Annotated in this window: 19 protein-coding genes; 17 read left to right on the top strand and 2 right to left on the bottom strand. The window is 32.2% G+C overall.

Going from position 1 to position 16,131, the window contains the following annotated elements; translation table 11 throughout:
• Nucleotides 1–9: 9 nt before the first annotated feature.
• Complete coding sequence (locus ACZZ95_RS24465) at nt 10–870, bottom strand: glycoside hydrolase family protein (RefSeq protein WP_463471088.1); 861 nt, start codon at nt 868–870, stop codon at nt 10–12.
• A 194-nt stretch (nt 871–1,064) separates the two neighbouring features.
• Complete coding sequence (locus ACZZ95_RS24460; RefSeq protein ID WP_463471087.1) at nt 1,065–1,937, bottom strand: lysophospholipid acyltransferase family protein; 873 nt, start codon at nt 1,935–1,937, stop codon at nt 1,065–1,067.
• A 111-nt stretch (nt 1,938–2,048) separates the two neighbouring features.
• Here ACZZ95_RS24460 and ACZZ95_RS24455 point away from each other — a divergent pair, with 111 nt between their 5' ends.
• From ACZZ95_RS24455 to ACZZ95_RS24375, 17 genes are all read left to right on the top strand, one after another.
• A complete protein-coding gene (locus tag ACZZ95_RS24455; RefSeq protein WP_095954280.1) occupies nt 2,049–2,687 on the top strand; it encodes a rhomboid family intramembrane serine protease in 639 nt (212 codons plus the stop codon).
• A gap of 51 nt (nt 2,688–2,738) precedes the next feature.
• Complete coding sequence (locus ACZZ95_RS24450; RefSeq protein ID WP_463471086.1) at nt 2,739–3,428, top strand: SIMPL domain-containing protein; 690 nt, start codon at nt 2,739–2,741, stop codon at nt 3,426–3,428.
• Nucleotides 3,429–3,640: 212 nt separating this feature from the next.
• Entirely contained in the window at nt 3,641–4,378 is a 738-nt protein-coding gene (locus ACZZ95_RS24445) for an XAC2610-related protein (protein ID WP_463471085.1), read from the top strand.
• Nucleotides 4,375–4,794: a hypothetical protein gene (locus tag ACZZ95_RS24440; protein WP_463471084.1), complete on the top strand. Its 420-nt coding sequence runs from the start codon at nt 4,375–4,377 to the stop codon at nt 4,792–4,794. Before ACZZ95_RS24445 ends, ACZZ95_RS24440 begins: the two co-directional genes overlap by 4 nt.
• A 212-nt stretch (nt 4,795–5,006) precedes the next feature.
• The gene (locus ACZZ95_RS24435) at nt 5,007–5,819 is read left to right on the top strand and encodes an XAC2610-related protein (RefSeq protein WP_463471083.1); all 813 of its coding nucleotides are present in this window, start codon (nt 5,007–5,009) and stop codon (nt 5,817–5,819) included.
• The gene (locus tag ACZZ95_RS24430; RefSeq protein ID WP_463471082.1) at nt 5,806–6,129 is read left to right on the top strand and encodes a hypothetical protein; all 324 of its coding nucleotides are present in this window, start codon (nt 5,806–5,808) and stop codon (nt 6,127–6,129) included. The genes ACZZ95_RS24435 and ACZZ95_RS24430 overlap by 14 nt, the downstream gene beginning before the upstream one ends.
• 125 nt (nt 6,130–6,254) lie before the next feature.
• Nucleotides 6,255–6,824, top strand: coding sequence for a Crp/Fnr family transcriptional regulator (locus ACZZ95_RS24425; protein WP_463471081.1), 570 nt, complete (start codon nt 6,255–6,257; stop codon nt 6,822–6,824).
• 83 nt (nt 6,825–6,907) lie between these two features.
• Nucleotides 6,908–7,297, top strand: a complete 390-nt coding sequence (locus tag ACZZ95_RS24420) for a RidA family protein (RefSeq protein ID WP_463471080.1) — start codon at nt 6,908–6,910, stop codon at nt 7,295–7,297.
• A 147-nt stretch (nt 7,298–7,444) separates the two neighbouring features.
• On the top strand, nt 7,445–9,238 hold the full coding sequence (locus ACZZ95_RS24415) for a ligand-binding sensor domain-containing protein (RefSeq protein WP_463471079.1): 1,794 nt from the start codon (nt 7,445–7,447) through the stop codon (nt 9,236–9,238).
• Complete coding sequence (locus ACZZ95_RS24410) at nt 9,169–9,594, top strand: triple tyrosine motif-containing protein (protein ID WP_463471768.1); 426 nt, start codon at nt 9,169–9,171, stop codon at nt 9,592–9,594. The genes ACZZ95_RS24415 and ACZZ95_RS24410 overlap by 70 nt, the downstream gene beginning before the upstream one ends.
• The gene (locus ACZZ95_RS24405) at nt 9,566–9,976 is read left to right on the top strand and encodes a hypothetical protein (RefSeq protein WP_463471078.1); all 411 of its coding nucleotides are present in this window, start codon (nt 9,566–9,568) and stop codon (nt 9,974–9,976) included. The genes ACZZ95_RS24410 and ACZZ95_RS24405 overlap by 29 nt, the downstream gene beginning before the upstream one ends.
• Before the next feature lie 46 nt (nt 9,977–10,022).
• On the top strand, nt 10,023–10,412 hold the full coding sequence (locus tag ACZZ95_RS24400) for a hypothetical protein (RefSeq protein WP_463471077.1): 390 nt from the start codon (nt 10,023–10,025) through the stop codon (nt 10,410–10,412).
• A complete protein-coding gene (locus ACZZ95_RS24395; protein WP_463471076.1) occupies nt 10,363–11,166 on the top strand; it encodes a helix-turn-helix domain-containing protein in 804 nt (267 codons plus the stop codon). The genes ACZZ95_RS24400 and ACZZ95_RS24395 overlap by 50 nt, the downstream gene beginning before the upstream one ends.
• A 177-nt stretch (nt 11,167–11,343) precedes the next feature.
• Nucleotides 11,344–11,814 carry a carboxypeptidase-like regulatory domain-containing protein gene (locus tag ACZZ95_RS24390; protein ID WP_463471075.1) on the top strand — a complete coding sequence of 157 codons (471 nt, stop codon included), beginning with the start codon at nt 11,344–11,346 and terminating at the stop codon, nt 11,812–11,814.
• A complete protein-coding gene (locus ACZZ95_RS24385; RefSeq protein ID WP_463471074.1) occupies nt 11,798–14,314 on the top strand; it encodes a SusC/RagA family TonB-linked outer membrane protein in 2,517 nt (838 codons plus the stop codon). The genes ACZZ95_RS24390 and ACZZ95_RS24385 overlap by 17 nt, the downstream gene beginning before the upstream one ends.
• Nucleotides 14,315–14,329: 15 nt before the next feature.
• Complete coding sequence (locus ACZZ95_RS24380) at nt 14,330–15,865, top strand: RagB/SusD family nutrient uptake outer membrane protein (protein ID WP_463471073.1); 1,536 nt, start codon at nt 14,330–14,332, stop codon at nt 15,863–15,865.
• Between the two features lie 83 nt (nt 15,866–15,948).
• On the top strand, nt 15,949–16,074 hold the full coding sequence (locus ACZZ95_RS24375; RefSeq protein ID WP_463471072.1) for a hypothetical protein: 126 nt from the start codon (nt 15,949–15,951) through the stop codon (nt 16,072–16,074).
• The last annotated feature ends 57 nt before the right edge of the window (nt 16,075–16,131 follow it).

Here is a 16,131-nt window from a genome sequence, read left to right as displayed (position 1 = left end):
CTGTAATGTTTATTTGCTTGCGATACGACCTGGAACCGTTATTTTTTTTGAGGTATAAGGTACACTGATATATTCAGTTCCGATAGGTCTTAGAACACCGCTTTCTGGTGCCAATAATGGATTTTCGGCCATGTCTTTCCACGCAGAATTTACTCTTCCAGAAAACCAAGAATAGCGAAATATATCAGGATCATTTTCAAAGCTGGTCAAAATTTGCTTCATGAATGCCGTTTTATCTGCGACCGACTGAATTACTCTATTTGAAAACTCCGTAATCCAAAGCGGGCGGTTAAATTTCTTTAAAAGTCCCGTAACTCCAATTACAGATCCAGCAGTGGCATCATAGGTATGAAAAGCTATATAATCGACTTTGCAGGTGGGACATAATTGAAAGAACTGGTTGTGCCAAACCACAGGGTCAGAAATGCCTCCGTAATTTTCAGGTCCGTTATAAGCTGGCGAGGCGCTGACAATTTCCAGATTTTTTGCTGTCGCTATTTTTTCAATATTGACCCAGGCATTAACCGCTTCTTGAGGCGTTAATCTGGCGCCGTCGTTAAAGTTTGGTTCATTAAAAGCCAAAAGATATTTTGCTCCAGGTTTTATTTTATTGATGAAATCCTGAACTTGCACATCGCTGATTTTTCCCCATGCCATTGGGACAAATTCAACTCCGAGTGATGCATAATTGGCATTTAAAGCGGCGTCAGGTTCTGGAGACCAATTGTACCACCAAGAAAGGCCGGGCCTTAGTGCCAGCATATCTGCCTCAGAATGATATCCATAAGCGATGCCTCGTTTTGGACTCTGTGCAAAGAGACAGCAATGTAGAAACAGTACTAAAACTGTAAAATGTAATTTTGTGATCATGGTTAATGATTTTGTGGTTTTTTACGATAAGTAGAGAACTTCAAATTTATATCCTTTCCCTTTTTTATCAGTCTAAAAAAATCATTACAAAAACACATCAAAAGCCTTGCAGAAAGTTGATTTTGCGTTTTCAAGCCACTATTTAAAAAGAAAATCCGAAAAGCAGATACTGCTTTTCGGATTTTTTTGGATTGTTATTTAACGCGGTGTTTCCATCTTTTGTGTGTCCATAAATAGAATTCTGGAGTTTCAAGAATCTGTTTTTCGACTTCGTTTAAATATCTTTCTGTTATTTCAAAATCATTAAATTCTTTCGGATTATCAGCAATAGGAAGAAAAGTCGCTTCATAATATCCTCTTGCCACTTTTTTAACCTTTACCATTACAACACTCAAATCGTATTTTTTGGCCAGCATTTCGGCTCCAGTATGCACGGGAACTTCAATACCTAAAAATTTCATTGAATGAAAAATGCGGTCTAATTTAGGAGACTGGTCACTTGCTAAACCATACATGCTTAAAATTCCGTTGCGCTGGTTTTGGGCCATTGTTGGAATTGCTTTTCTGGTTTCAATCATTTCTGTATTGTATTTTGATCGAATTTTTCGAATCAATTTATCAAAATAAGGATTGGCAAGTTTTTTATAAACCGCAATTCCTTTAAAACCAATTTTTGGGTTAATGGTCAAAAGCCACTCATAACTTGCATAATGTGAAGCCACAAGAATTACACTTTTTCCTTTTTTAGCATAATCCAAAACCAGATCAATATTCGTTACATGAAATCTCTTTTCCATTTCTTCTGGAGAAATACTCATAGTTTTAATCATTTCTAAAAACATATCGCACATATGTTTGTAGAATTTCTTTTCTATTTGTTTCCTCTCAGCATCACTTAAATGTGGTAAAGTAAGCGCCAGATTCTCGCGCACTACTTTTTTGCGATATCCTATTACTCTGTATACTAGAAAATATACGAAATCTGAGAATAAGTAAAATAATCGAAAAGGTAATATAGAGATCAGCCAAAGTAAAGGGTAGGCTAAAATATAAACGAGAAACTGCATGGAATTTTTTTTACAAATATAAATTAAAAATGATTAATGATTGATATTTTGCTTTCTGCCGAACTTATGTTTTAGAATCTGTATATTTACAATTCACAATAATTATATTTTATGAATATCATTTTAGTAGGGATTATCGTTGCCAACGTTGTTATTAGTTACAAAGGTTTTAATGATCTTTCTTTTTTTAGAAAGTATGAGTTTCATGTAGGAAGTATTCGTTCTGGAGAACAAATTAGAATGTTATCTTCTGGTTTTCTGCATGTAGATATGATGCATTTAATATTTAATATGCTGACGCTTTACTTTTTTGCACCAGTTGTTATAGGCTGGCTTCATGCTTTTTCTTTTATTCTTATTTATTTTGGAAGTTTGATTTTTGGAAATCTCCTCACCATGTTATTTCATAAAAATGATTATAGTTATCGCGCTGTTGGAGCTTCTGGAGCTGTAACCGGCGTTTTATATTCAGCAATATTACTGCAGCCTGACATGATGCTCGGAATATTTTTTATAATTCCGATGCCAGCATATATTTTTGGAATTTTATATTTATTGTATTCTATTTACGGAATGCGCGCCAAAAATGATAATATTGGACACACAGCACACTTTGGAGGTGCTATAGGCGGTTATTTGATTACTTTGATAAAACAGCCGTCTTTATTTACAGATCAAACTTATATGGTAATCCTGCTTGCGATTCCGATTTTGATACTTTTTGTAATGGCAAAATTGGGAAAAATATAATGCTGGCATAACTTTTGAAAAGTTTTTATCAAATATTAAAATATAACAAAAATGAAAAAACTAGTATTATTTTTAACAATCATGTTTATGACTATGTCTTACGGCCAGGAAATCAAACAAGTACCTCTAATTAATGTTAATGGAGAAGGAAAAGTAAAAGTAGCACCTGATCAGGTTTGTATTTCAGCTTCGGTTGAAACAAAAGGGAATAATGCTAAAGACGTTAAAAAACAAAACGACGAAAAGATGGATGCGGTTCTAAAATTCATCAAAAAAATGAATATTCCAACGGCAGATTTCAAAACAAAACAAGTTGCGCTTAATCCGCAGTACGATTATGAGAAAAAGAAAACTTCTTATAATGCTGTACAGACTGTAGAAATTATTGTAAAAGATTTATCTAAATATGATGAATTGATGGAAGGTTTAGTACAACAAGGAATTAATCGTATCGACAAAGTTTCTTTTGAATCATCTAAATTAACACAATATCAATCTGAAGCTAGAAAATTAGCAATGAAAGATGCAAAAGTAAAAGCTGAGGAATACGTATCTGTTTTAGGACAGAAAGTAGGTAAAGCATTTACAATCTCAGACAATTCTCAAGTTTACCACCCACAGCCAGTTTATGTCGCTATGCGTATGAAAGAAGCAGATTCTATGGGAGCTTCAAATGAAACTTTAGCAATTGGAGAAATTGAAATTACAGCTAATGTTAGTGTGAGTTTTGTTTTAGACTAAACGATATAAATTTTCAAATTTTTAAAATCCAAATTCCAATTTTATGTTGGGATTTGGATTTTTTTTGCTTCTAATAAAAGTCTTATACTGTTGTTTTTATGGCTTTTTGAGCACTTTTATATGGGATTTTCAAGTTTAATTTTGCTGAGTTATTTAAGTGAAATAACAATGAATTTTTTAAATTAAAATCGTCTAAAAATCAAAAAAAACAAATGAAAAAAACGGTTTTATTTCTCTCATTATTTATAATTTTCTTTTCCTGCAACCATAATACAGAAATCAAGAAAAATCATGCAATTGTAAAAGATTCTATTGTTCAGAAAGAGGATACAATTGCAGAAAAAAACACAGATACAATATCGACAAAAAAGAAAGGACCTCCAAAACCCGAAGATTTTGACGTAATTGTGCAATTACCAAAAAATCGTTATGCACTTATAACTTTGGAAGCTTATTTGGATAAAGAACAAAATTATGATTGGTTAACATGGTCATATAAACCAAAATGTATAAAAGTATTTGATGACAAAACAAAAAAACAAGTGCCACAAACACTACTAAATAATTATTATTCGGATAAGAGTGATAGCTTAGGTAATTATTATGTTGATTATGGCGATTTTAACTTTGATGGAAAAATGGATGTAGCTGTTAGAGGTAGAGAATCAGGTTACCGAGCTTTTTGTTATTGGAATTTTTTCTTGGCAACTTCAAAAGGCTATAAGTTTAGTAAATCATTTTCGGAAATAATGGATTCTCCAATTGCCTATTTTGAACTTGATGCTAAACACAAAAAAATTATTGCCTACAGAGAAGCTGAATTTAATGGTCGTTTTGAATATAAGGTCCAAAAAAACAAGGCACAATTAGTAAAAGATGTTAGATCTAGCCGATTAGTATTTCAGCCATTTAATTATCATTCAGAAGAATATTGGAATGGAAAAAGATGATTTACACGCGAGGTGCAATCTTCAATAAAGACTTCATAGAAAATGATTATGAAAAAGCATTTTGGTCTTTTAAAATTAAAAATAAAAAAGAAAAAGTTGTAATTTTTGATGATGAACTTTCTAACCTCTATTATTCTGTGGTAAAAAATGACAGTTTAATCGATTATATGTATTCTGAAAAATTCAAATATAATGCGAAAAACAATACACTAGAGTTTACAGATAAAAATAAAATTTACAAAGTGTTTGAAACAAATGATAATATAGGTGTTGAAATAAAATCAAAAGGAAAAACAATAAAATTAATTGGAGATATTAAAAGTAAAAAAGGAAACTTATCTAGGACGATATATTTAAAAAGAAACGAAGAAGACAACTCTAATAGTAATTTTGAAAATGTTGTTATTGAAAAATAATTGAAATTAAATTCCAAGATTTATAAAAATCCAAATTCCAATTTAACTTGGGATTTGGATTTTTTTGCTTCTAATAAAAGTCTTATACTATTGTTTTTATGGCTTTTAGAGCACTTTTATATGGGATTTTCAAGTTTAATTTTGCTGAGTTATTTAAGTGAAATAACAATGATTTTTTTAAAATTAAATCATCTAACAGCTTACAAATTCAAATGAAAAAAACAGCATTATTAATTTCATTATTTATAATCCTTTTTTCCTGCAACCATAATACAGAAATCAAGAAAAATCATGTAATTGCAAAAGATTCTATTGTAAAGAAAGAGGATACAATTGCAGAAAAAAACACAGATACAATATCGACAAAAAATAGTGAAGCGGAAAAAATAAAAGTTGATAAAGGATTGGTTGTTTTGTTACCTAACAACCGTTATGCAGTTATTGTTTTAGATTATGATATTAGAAAAGATAGAGATTGTATAATTAAAAAAGTTAAAGTCTATGATCGTACAACAAAAAAGCAAGTACCAGAGACGAGGCTAGATAATTATTTTGCAAATCAACATGATGATATTGAAGAAGATAAGGTTTGGTATGGTGATTTTAATTTTGATGGAAAAATGGATGTTGCAATAAGTGATAAAGGGTCAGGTTACCGTAATTTTACTTTTTGGAATTTCTTTTTAGCAACTTCAAAAGGTTATAAGTTTAGTAAATCTTTTTCTAAAATAATGGATGATCCTATTGCTTATTTTGAACTTGACGCTAAGAATAAAAAAATTATTGCTTATAGGCAAGCTGAATATGATAATAGCTTTGAATACAAAATTGAAAATAATAAAGCCAATTTAATAAAGTTTACTTCAGAGGGCAGTCGTATTGGACCATTTTATGATCATCATGAAACCTCTTGGATAGGAAAAAAAGAAATTACAACAGATAAGCGTACAATAAAGGAATACAATGAGGAAATTTTATCTTTTGATATTGAGAACAGTAGAGAAAAAAATTGTGCTTTTTATTAATGAAGATTATTCACCAACCCTTTATTATTCTTTAGTAAAAAGTGATAGTTCTGTGGTTTTTGACTATTCTGAAAATTTCAATTATAGCATAAAAAATAATTTGCTGGTATTTAAAGATAAAAATAAAACATATAAAGTTTATGAATCAAAAACTAACGTTGGCGTTGAAATAATAGAAAAAGGGAAGACAAGAAATCTAATAGGAAATTTCAAAAGTAAAAAAGGCAGTTTATCTCGCATAATATCTTTAAAAAGAAACGAAGAATACAGCACTAATAGTAATTTTAAAAATGTTGTTATTGAAAAATAATTGAAATTAAATTCCAAGATTTAAAAAAATCCAAATTCCAATTTAACTTGGGATTTGGATTTTTTATTTTACGTAGATTTTTCGTTGAACTAATTAATATTTAAATTTACTTTTAAAACCACTTTATGACTAATCCTGCGGAATTTTTAAGAACACATATTGAGAAAGTAGTTTCTTTGACAGATGAAGAAGTCGCGTTTATTACTTCTCATTTTACATTAAAAACTTTTGAGAAAGGTCAATTTATTATCGAGGAAGGGAATGATGTAAAAGAAGTATATTTTGTAGTGTTTGGACTTATCAAATTGGTTTATGAAGATAAAGATGCTAAGAAACACATAGTTTCTTTTGCGATGGAAGATTGGTGGGAAACCGATTTTCAGGCTTTTTATACAAAAGGGAAAGCATCATTATCGTTAGAATGTATTGAAGAGACTATGCTTTACAGTCTTTCGCTGGAAAACTTTGAAAAACTGTGTAATGAATTACAGAAAATGGAGCGTTTTTTTCTTCGAAAATCTATTGCAGGACATATTGGATCGCAAACTAGAATATTATCATTCCTGACATCAAATGCACGCGAACGATACGAACAGTTACTGCTTAAAAATCCTTCGTTACTGCGACGTGTTCCTAAATCCTCTTTGGCTTCTTATTTAGGAGTTTCGCGCGAGACGCTGAGCCGACTATTTTGATAATTTAAAATTGTGATGTTTGTCACGTCGCAGAAAATACGGATTTATTGATTTTTGCATCTATAATTTTTAAAATATAAAAGATGGAAAAACGAGTAATAAATCCATGGAAATGGCAGGATGCAAGAAACTATGTTCAAGCGGTAGAAGTGAGTAATGTAAAAGGAACTCTTTATGTTTCTGGACAGACCGCTATTGATGAAAATGGGATTTCCAGCGATGCTGATATGCGAAGTCAGCTGTTTCAGACAATCGAAAATTTGGAAAAAGTAATTTTTGATGCCGATTATGAATTAAAGAATATCGTAAGACTTAATATTTACACAACAGATAGTGCCGCGTTATTTGAAAATTTCGATGTTTTCCAGACTTGGATTCAGCAAAATGAAATAACACAATCGAGTACAGTTCTAGAGGTAAAAAGTCTTTTTGAAACCTTAAAAGTTGAATTTGAAGCTACAGTTGTAAAGTAATCTCTTTTAAAAGTAGTTTTTTTCTGCAAGAAATTTATGTTCATTTCTTAAACTATTCTTTGTTTGCGCTGTTCACTTTTAACTTAACATAGAGTTTATATTTAGGTGACCTTGCGATTGTATACTTGTAAGTTTAAAATACAAACAATGGCAAGGTCACTACTATTACTATTTTCTTTTTTTACTATTTTCTCCTTTGGACAACAGATAAAATTTGAAAGTTTTACTGCAAATCACGGTTTATCTAACAATTCGGTTGCTGATATAGAGAGCGACAAAGACGGAGGTTTATGGATCGCGACTTGGGATGGTTTAAATTATTTTGATGGATATAATTTTAAAATTTATAAAAACAATTTAAATGATCTTAAAACCATTTCCAGTAATTATATTACCAAACTAAAAAAAGATGTCGAAGGACAAATCTGGCTTATTACTAAAGAGGGAAATATAAACAGCTATCTGGGAAATGATGAATTTAAAGAGTTTAAGTTTAAAAGTCTTCCAAAAGATATTCATTTATCTCAAAAAGGAAATATTGTAGTAGAAACCAGCACAGCGTTCTATGAATTTAAAAATAAATCCTTTGTAGAAATACCTCAAAATAAAGTAAAAAGAAAAGATTTTAATTCTCTCAAAAACATTCTGCTGAAAAAATATCCTAAACTTATTATCAATGATATTTTAAAAGATAAATTAGGAAATATATGGTTTGCAACTCGAGAAAATGGACTCTACATTCTAACTAATGATTCTGATGAGAATAATATAGAACATATTACGGCTGATATTTATGCATCGTATTCTTTTAAAAGCAATGAAATCGAAACACTCCACGAAGATGATTTTGGCAATATTTGGTTAGGCCAGAAAGACGGAGGTTTGAGTATGGCATATACTGGCTCTCAGGAAATCAACTCGATTATGCCCCATCCTGTAAAAGAGCCTTTTCTGCCTGCTGAAACTATCAGGGCAGTTACCAAAGACACTAAAGGAAAAATTTGGCTGGGTTATTACACAAGAGGGCTTTATCACTACAGTGAGAACAGACGTCTTTTTGAAAAGTTTAAAATAGAAAAGGCGGGTCTAGATCCAGATTGGGAGCGAATAAGAACGTTGTTTACGTCAAGCGACGGCTCGGTTTGGGCTGGTACATATAAAGGAATTTTGCGTATTTCAGGAAATAACGTCACCAGTTACGAGAACAGTAACGCAGATGGAATGAACATTACGAGATGTTACTCTATTTATGAGGATCAAAATAAACAATTATGGATGGGATGCTGGGGCGGACTTGCTAAATTTAATCTTACAGCAGGCAGATTTGAAAAATTTAAGGGACAAGAATTAGTAAAGAAATACCACATTAGATGTGTTAAGAAAAATAACCAGAACCTTATATTGGCAACAGAAAACAATGGAGTAATTGTGTTTAATTCTACGACAGGCACTATAAAGAAAATTACCACCAAAGAAGGAATTTTAGGTAATAGTATTTACTCACTTTTTGTTGATAATGAATCAGATAATTATTGGATTGCTTCTCTGGGAGGTGTAACTGTTTTTAATAAAAAAACGGGCTTGGTAAAAAACATTACGGAATCGGAAGGTCTGCCAAGTCATATGGTGTACGGAATTATAGACAATGGAAACAAAGTTTGGATTAGTACCACAAAAGGAATTGCTTCTATTGATAAAAAAACATACACGGTTACTTCTTATAATCCGAATAACGGATGGCAGGCACCAGAATTTTCGGAAGGAGCTTATTTTCAGGATTCGAAAGGAAATTTGTTTTTTGGAGGAGTAGCGGGACTTAATTATTTTAATCCAAATACGATTTATTCGAATGAGGCAAAAGCAAAAATAAAATTGAAAGTAGATGGCGAGACAGCTTATGCGAAAGAACAATTGAAAAAAGTTTTTCCCACAATGAATTAGAAATAGAATTAATTCCGATTCTGTTTCCTAAGAAAAAAACAGATGTTTATTATAAACTGGAGGGAAAAGATGAAAAATGGATTCTTGCAGTTCCGAGCAGTAAAATAAAATATTCTCATTTATCTTCTGGTGATTATCATTTTTTAATCAAACAGGGAAGAGACGGAATTCCAGAACCTGTGTTTTTTACCCTTACTGTTGGCAAAGCTTTTTATGAATCAATATCGTTTTATATGCTTTTATCGGGCTGTATTCTACTTTTCTGTATAATAGTCGTTTATGTAAAAAACAAAGCAAGCTCAAACGCGAGAAAAATATCTGGAAGAATTGGTAACGGCTCGTACCTCTGTAATTGAGAATCAGAAAAAAAATCTGGAAGATATTAATGTAGAACTGGATCAGAAAAATAAAAAAATAGAAGAACAAAAAGAAAAACTTTTAATTCTTCACAGCGATTTAAAAAACGAAAATTTTGAGATCGAAAAATTTAAAACTTTTATGCTGGCTGAATTTCAAAAACCAATCTCAGAAATAATTAAAGTTTCCAGTTCCTTTAAAAAAGATACAGAAATACATCGGGAACTATTGCTGAAAACGAGCAAATTGGTAAATCTTATTTCGGAGTGGAATTATTTGGAACACGTTAAAGATCTTGGTCCCGTAAAAAAGACAGCGACTAATTTGTTTCCTGTTTTAAAAAATAATGTAGAAAAATTAAAAAAGAATCTGCAGACTTAATCAGGTAAATTTAAATTGTGAAATTGACAATACAAATTGTTTTGCAATGATCGATATATTACGATTAAAGCTTTCCATGCAGTACTTTTTTAATGACATCTGCAAATATTCGGATAAAGACAGTACATTGAATATTGCCATTAGTCGCGAAAATAATTTGATACAAATTAAAGTCGATTCGGATAGTATTATCTTAAAAAACAACTGGTACAACATTTCTCATTACAGTCCTTATTTTACAGCTTTACAAATTTTATTACAAGATTTAAAGGCAGAGTTAATTCCGTCTTCAGATGGACATTTTCAAGCAGTATTGAATATTCCGATAGAATTTGTTGATCCAGATGTCAATTTTAAAGAAACAATTTCTTGGAAAAATTTTAATTATGAAAATCAATTTTCTGAAGGTAAAAAAATGTCTTTTAGTTTTTGGTGATCCGTATAACAATCCAGTCGCAAATCAGGTTTTGGAAAGCGAAAATTATAACATAATCTATGAAAGTTCGATTTCTAATTTAAACGCAGTAATAAAACAGATTGATATTGTCGCTTTGGTTTTCTATCAGGCATCATTTTCAAAAGAGTCGCTTAACTTTTTACAGTTAAACAAAGAAAATTCGAATATAAAAATACCACTGATTTATATTTCCGAAGATATCAATTACGAACTGGACGAGCAATTATTAGAAATAGGTATAGATACGCATATTAAACTTCCCGCCAGCGTTTCTTTTGTCCGAAAAAAGATCGACAGTTTGATTCATCAAAATGTTGAACCTTTAAGAGAACATAAAATCCAGCAGAAAATATTTGAAATTCTGACCGAAGATAATGAACATGTTACAGCAAATGAAAAACTATTAAAAAGAGCATTAGAAATAATAAAAGAACAATTGCAGAATCCTTTATTTAATGTAGAAATGCTGGGTGAAGAATTGGGAATCTCTAGAGTAAAATGCTATCGCGTATTTAAAGAAACTTTAAATCAATCTCCTTCGGATATCTTAATGTCGCTTCGATTACAAAAAGCTGAAGTCTTATTAAAAACGAAAAGATTAAATATTTCTGAAATAAGTTTTGAATGCGACTACAATGATCCAAAGTATTTTGGACGTTCTTTTAAGAAGTATTTCGGAAAAACACCAAAGGAATATAAAGAATCTAAGGAATTAAAAGAGCAGACAGTTTAGAATTCCTGTTAGCCCTGTATTTACGCAAAGTTAGCCTAATGTTAATGAGCAATAAAGCCCCTTTTTTGCGTTAATTATATCCTAAATTGAATTAAAAGTCCTCTTTTGAAAAACAAAAATCCTCCTTTTGGCAGGATCCATAAAATACTTTTGGCAAAACATAAAAAAGTATTTTAAATGAAAAAAATTTATGCATTGTTAATTCTTGCCCTAGGATGTATGTCATATACCCATGCGCAAGTTTCAGTATCAGGAATCGTGGTTTCTGATGTTGAGAAAGTACCTGTACCAGGAGTATCTGTGTATATAAAGGGAGAACCAAAAGGAGCTGTAACTACAGATTTTGATGGTAACTTTAAGATTAAAGCACAGCAAAACAATGGTGTTTTGGTTTTTTCTTATGTAGGATTTCAAACAAAAGAAGTTTCATTCTCAGGCGGTGCAAAATTAAACGTTTCGCTTGTTGAAGAAGTAAGCACTTTAAATGAAGTAGTAGTGGTTGGTTACGGTTCTCAAAAAAGATCTGATGTAACTGGAGCTATCGGTTCTGTAAAAAGTGAAAATTTTAACAAAGGGGTAGTCGCAAATGCAGGACAATTGATTCAAGGTAAAGTTGCCGGGGTTAACGTTGTTGCAGCTGAGTGGTGAACCTGGTGCAAATCAAGATATCATTATACGTGGTGTTGGAAGTTTACGTTCTGGAACAACGCCGCTTTATGTAGTAGACGGATTTGCATTAGATAATTCTAATACTGGTGTTGCTTCAAATCCGCTAAACTTTATCAATCCTCAGGATATCGAAAGTATTGAAGTCCTTAAAGATGCATCGGCTTCTGCGATCTACGGGTCAAGAGTCGCAAACGGGGTAATTGTAATTACTACTAAAAAAGGATCAAAAGGTCAGACTAAAATTAATCTTAATGTAACTACTGGATTTTCATCTTTAGCAAATAAAGTGGATGTTTTTGGTGCAGATGAATTTAGAAGACAAGTTGTCGCTGTAAACGGAAATTTACAAGACGGCGGATCAAATACAGACTGGCAGGATGAATTAACGAGAACTGGTGTTTCTCAAAATGTTAATTTCTCTATGAGCGACGGAACAGAAAAATCAACTTATGTCGCATCTGTTGGTGTAGATAATCAAGAAGGTATTTTGAGAAATAGTGATTTAAAACGTTATTCTGGACGTTTAAACTTAACTCAAAAAGCATTGGATGATAAGTTTAATGTTGCTTTTAACATGACAGCAACTAAACTTGAAAATTCAAGACCAGACGCTAGAACTGTTGTAGGGAATATGTTGACAATGAATCCTACTGATGCGGTTTATGTGAACGGACAGCCAAATGTTAATTTAAGTAATGATATTTTAAATCCGTTAATTAGCGAGCAAAACTACTCTGATATTACAAATAACAATCGTATTTTGGCGAATATCGCACCGTCTTACGAATTCATAAAAGGATTAACGTATAAATTTAATCTTGGTGTAGATTATTCTATGTCTGAAAGAGACATCCAAGTTTTGCCATACTCATCGGCAACTAATACGACTTTGGGTTCTTTGAACAATATTATGACTACCAATAATAATATTTTATACGAAAACACATTAACGTATAACTTTAGTGCAAAAGCTCACAATTTTACGGTTTTAGCTGGTCAGTCTTACCAAAAAATTCAAGTAAACCAAAAGAGTTACAATTTATCTGGATTCCCTGATAATGGTGTGGAACCAAAAAATCAAATTGAAACAGCAAGCGAACGTACAACACAATCTTCATCTGCTGTAGAAAATGAGCTTCAGTCTTTCTTCGGAAGATTAAATTATGCTTACGATAATAAATATTTATTGACAGCAACAATGCGTGCTGACGGTTCTTCTAAATTTGGTAAAAACAATAGATACGGATATTTTCCATCTGTAGCATTAGGTTGGAATATTACTAAAGAAGATTTTTTAGCTGAATCTGAAACATTGAATAATCTTAAATTAAGAGCAAGCTGGGGACAAACAGGTTCTCAGGAGATTCCTTCTAAAATTACAAAAGCAAGTTATACAGAAAGTAATACAGGAAACGATACGTATCCGCTAGATCCTTCTGCTACAGACTTGAGCGGTTATCCTTATGGTTCAATCTACACACGTTTGGCGAATCCAAATATTCAATGGGAGGTTTCTACTCAAACAAACATTGGTTTAGATTTTAGTTTATTTAATAATAGATTATCAGGTACTCTTGATTATTTCAACAAAGTTTCGGAAAATATTTTATTAGAAGTAGCACCAGTAGATCCTATTCAGCCTACATCAAAATATTGGACAAATATTCCAAACATGCAGATTAAAAACAATGGTATTGAGGTGGCTTTAGATTACAGCAGTGATAAAAGCAAAGATTTCTCATACAGCATTGGTGGAAATGTGTCTTTCACAGACAATAAAGTAGAAAACTCTCCTTATAAAATATTAACAACAGGAGGCGCACAGGGAGGCGGACAATCTGGAGCAACGATCAACGGAGTTCTTAATGGACAGCCTATTGGTTCTTTTTATATGCTTCAATTTACAGGAATTGGTGCTGATGGTTTAAACCAATTTGCAGATACAAATGGAGATGGAAGTATCCTTGACGATGACCGTATCGTTGCTGGAAGTGCATTACCAGATTATATCTACGCTTTTTACTTGAATTTAAGATATAAAAACTTTGATTTTGGTGCGAATTTTAATGGTGCAGGCGGTAATAAAATTTACAACCACGTAGCAATGACTTCATTTAACAGAGGAAATTTAGCAAACTCTTTTAATACTACAGACAGAGCTTCACAATATTTAAATGAATCGTCTACCAATTCAAATACAGTTTCTACAAGATATTTAGAAGACGGAAGTTTCTTAAGATTAAATAATGCAACACTGGGATATAATTTAAGCCCAAAATTAATCGGACTTGATAATGTAATGGATAACATTCGTCTTTCGATTACGGGACAAAACTTATTTGTAATCACAAAATATAGTGGTTACGATCCTGAAATTAACACTGGAACTTCAGTTGGCGACATTCAGTCTTTTGGAATTGACTATTTCAGTTACCCTAGAAGCAGAACCATTGTATTTGGCTTAAACGCAAGATTTTAATCAAAAATAAAAAACATGAAAAATAAAATAATAGTAGCGACTCTTGCATTCAGTTTGTTCTTTACCTGGAGCTGTACTGACTTAGAAGAAAAGGTACTTGACGAATCTTTAGATGGTGCCGGACAAGCAGATGCAATCAGCGGAGCAATTGCTCCAGCATACGGACAATTAAAAGCAACATGGATTCATACCAATAATTTTGGTTTGCGACTAATTGCCAGTGACGAAGGTATTTTACCTTACAGAGGAGGAACAGACTGGTACGATGGAGGTAAATATTTAGCCGTTCACGCACATACTACAACACCTACAAATGACTTAGTTACCAGCACTTGGAACGAGCTTACTAAAAATATTTCCAGAACATTATCTGCTATTGAAGTGTTAACTCCTCTTGCAGAAGGAGGTAATACAGAGGCACAAGGAGCACTTTATGAAATGAAAGCGCTTAGAGCTTATTTAAACATGATGACATTAGACAGCTGGGGGATTGTGTTTAAAAAAGAATCATCAGCAAGTACTTCTGAAATCCTTCGCGGACAAGATGCAGTGACTTATATAGAAAACGAACTTCTATCTGTTGCCGATGTTATTAATAATACAAGAGGACCAGGAAGAATGACTCAGGCGACTGTTTGGGGACTTCTTGCAAAATTAAACCTAAATGTCGCCGTGTATCGTGATCCTTACGGAACGCCTTCCTTTACAACAGCAGATATGGACAAGGTTATTAAATACACAGATAATATTGTTAACTCAGGTAAATTCAGTTTATCACCAGAGTATTTTGACTTATTTGATGATAATAATAATTCAAATAAAGAAGTAATTTTTGCAATGGATCAGCGTGGTGTTTTAAAAGACGAAAATAACCGCTGGGCATATTGGTCAATTCCTGGATCAATGTTTCCAAGACCAGAATCAATTAATGCAGACGGAACGGATGGTCCTGCAATTACATCAGATTTTTATCAAACTTGGGTTGATGCTTACGGTAACGTAGATCCTGCCGATGCCGATTCTAGATTTTATAAAAACAATGCAAAAGTGCCTGAAAATTTAAAAGATCTTACTGGACTTTCACCTTTAAACGATCAGGATCATTATTACTGTGTAAAAGCTGAAGAGTTTGAAATTGACAGAGGAATCATGAGAGGTATTCCATGGGTCGCAAGAAAAGATGCCAACGGAGCATTCTTTAAATGTGATGGCGGCTATAGAATTTACCCAGTGAAACAAATTAAAGGTAACGGACCTGATAAAAATGTTGGTTATGTTGACCTAAAGCTGAAAGTTGATTTTACTAACGAAGGAAGTCTGCACTCTTCTGGATATAGAGTTTCTAAATACCAGTTCAGCCATACTTCACCAGATGGAAATTATTACAGCAGTGTAGATATGGTATTACTAAGATACGCTGAAATTTTGATGATGCGTGCTGAAGCTAAATTGAGAAAAGGAGATAATGCAGGTGCATTGGCCGATATGAATACAGTAAGAACTTCAAGAACGGCACGTGCTCCAATTCCAGCAGCCGCTTCCATCAATTAGTTTAGATATTTTATACAGAGAATATGGTTTCGAATTTTACTGGGAAGGTTTAAGAAGAAATACTCAGATTCGTTTCAGCCATTTTGAAGATAAATGGACGGAAAAAAACAGATACAGATGTAAATAAAAGATTGTTCCCAATTCCGCAGGTAGCAATTGATGGAGCTTCTAACACTCCAGGATATTTAGTACAGAACAAAGGATATTAAAAAAGTTAGTTTTAGTTTGAGTTGAATTTTACTGCTCATTTTCATTTGATGAGCAGT

It is taken from the genome of Flavobacterium sp. AC267, assembly GCF_979258715.1.
This window is presented reverse-complemented; position numbering and strand designations above follow the sequence as displayed.

What these genes read in the sequence shown, in the direction of transcription:
- ACZZ95_RS24465 (WP_463471088.1), bottom strand. Translation starts at nt 870, where the DNA reads ATGATCACAAAATTACATTTTACAGTTTTAGTACTGTTTCTACATTGC.
- ACZZ95_RS24460 (WP_463471087.1), bottom strand. Translation starts at nt 1,937, where the DNA reads ATGCAGTTTCTCGTTTATATTTTAGCCTACCCTTTACTTTGGCTGATC.
- ACZZ95_RS24455 (WP_095954280.1), top strand. Translation starts at nt 2,049, where the DNA reads ATGAATATCATTTTAGTAGGGATTATCGTTGCCAACGTTGTTATTAGT.
- ACZZ95_RS24450 (WP_463471086.1), top strand. Translation starts at nt 2,739, where the DNA reads ATGAAAAAACTAGTATTATTTTTAACAATCATGTTTATGACTATGTCT.
- ACZZ95_RS24445 (WP_463471085.1), top strand. Translation starts at nt 3,641, where the DNA reads ATGAAAAAAACGGTTTTATTTCTCTCATTATTTATAATTTTCTTTTCC.
- ACZZ95_RS24440 (WP_463471084.1), top strand. Translation starts at nt 4,375, where the DNA reads ATGATTTACACGCGAGGTGCAATCTTCAATAAAGACTTCATAGAAAAT.
- ACZZ95_RS24435 (WP_463471083.1), top strand. Translation starts at nt 5,007, where the DNA reads ATGAAAAAAACAGCATTATTAATTTCATTATTTATAATCCTTTTTTCC.
- ACZZ95_RS24425 (WP_463471081.1), top strand. Translation starts at nt 6,255, where the DNA reads ATGACTAATCCTGCGGAATTTTTAAGAACACATATTGAGAAAGTAGTT.
- ACZZ95_RS24420 (WP_463471080.1), top strand. Translation starts at nt 6,908, where the DNA reads ATGGAAAAACGAGTAATAAATCCATGGAAATGGCAGGATGCAAGAAAC.
- ACZZ95_RS24415 (WP_463471079.1), top strand. Translation starts at nt 7,445, where the DNA reads ATGGCAAGGTCACTACTATTACTATTTTCTTTTTTTACTATTTTCTCC.
- ACZZ95_RS24400 (WP_463471077.1), top strand. Translation starts at nt 10,023, where the DNA reads ATGATCGATATATTACGATTAAAGCTTTCCATGCAGTACTTTTTTAAT.
- ACZZ95_RS24395 (WP_463471076.1), top strand. Translation starts at nt 10,363, where the DNA reads ATGAAAATCAATTTTCTGAAGGTAAAAAAATGTCTTTTAGTTTTTGGT.
- ACZZ95_RS24390 (WP_463471075.1), top strand. Translation starts at nt 11,344, where the DNA reads ATGAAAAAAATTTATGCATTGTTAATTCTTGCCCTAGGATGTATGTCA.
- ACZZ95_RS24380 (WP_463471073.1), top strand. Translation starts at nt 14,330, where the DNA reads ATGAAAAATAAAATAATAGTAGCGACTCTTGCATTCAGTTTGTTCTTT.